Source organism: Psychrobacter sp. ASPA161_6 (assembly GCF_051970285.1).
Lineage (GTDB): Bacteria > Pseudomonadota > Gammaproteobacteria > Pseudomonadales > Moraxellaceae > Psychrobacter > Psychrobacter glaciei.
Genome location: NZ_JBEFNJ010000014.1, coordinates 1 through 1,075, shown reverse-complemented (window position 1 = coordinate 1,075; position 1,075 = coordinate 1). Strand labels below are relative to the sequence as shown.

The following is a 1,075-nucleotide window of genomic DNA, read 5'->3' as shown; positions in this document are numbered from 1 at the left end:
TCAATCAACACATCCAGGCCAAGCGCAAACAAACTGGCTTGAGGTCGAGCGTTTGACTTTAACTTGCGCTTTAACGGCTTATCTTTGTCTTTATAAATACCGACATGATAAGCCCAACAAAATGCTAAGGCGTTCACTGCGACTAATTTACTGACCCGATCAAGATGGGTTAAGTGGGTATCTTCAAGATTAAAGCCACGGCCCTTTAGACAAGCAAATAAAGTCTCAATCTCCCAACGCTTAGCATAGCTTGTCATCGCATCCACTGTTTCTAGTTGATTGGTGGCCACAATCACTAAACCATAGTCTTTATCACGCTTGGCAAATACTCGAACCAAACAACCATCGACAGTCAGTATTCGTCCATGTCGATATGTTTCTTGATGGCTAACATGGCGTAATAACTCTTTAATCTGTACCAACTTGCCATGATGATTCTTAACTTTACTGTTCTTCTTAATCCGTATGGCAAAGGGTATGTGATTATTGGTGAGCCAGTTAAACCATTTTTCGCCAACAAACTCTCTGTCTGCTACTATCATCTCAAGGTTATCTTTGCCAAATTGTTTGATAAACCGCTCAATAAGTTCACAGCGTTCAAGATGGTTTGTATTACCTCGCTTATCTAGCATTTGCCAGTATAAGGGGATGGCTATCCCTTTATATACCACCCCTAGCATAAAGATGTTGAGGTTACTTTTACCCCATTTCCAGTTGGTGCGGTCAATGGTTAAGGTGAGTTTGCCTAGCCCAAATAGTCGATATATCATTAAAGCCAGTTGATCGTAGTCTATCCTCGCTTCGGCAAAAAATCGCTGTAGTCTGCGATAGTGACTGTCGGTCTTGCCACCCTTAGGAAGGTGTCTTGCTATTTTTTTTAAGATTACTGCTTTGAGCAGTAATCAGGGCTATTATCATTAGGCTCAAACATGTGATTCTTGCCTTGTTCATACTCAGGTTTTGGGTTAAAGTTTCACTAAGTCTGTTAAAGTTTGGCATGGTCTGATTCGTCTTAAAAATTACTATTATGCCTTTGCTTTAACAGACTTTTTTGTTTTTTTGTCGTGTGCAGAGC

The 1,075-nt window shown here is 40.6% G+C and carries 1 protein-coding gene; it reads right to left on the bottom strand.

Annotated features, from left to right (window positions below):
- The coding region (locus ACTQ9T_RS14555; protein ID WP_440465491.1) for an IS4 family transposase at positions 1-872 on the bottom strand (872 nt) is incomplete at its 3' end.
- Between the last annotated feature and the right edge of the window lie 203 nt (positions 873-1,075).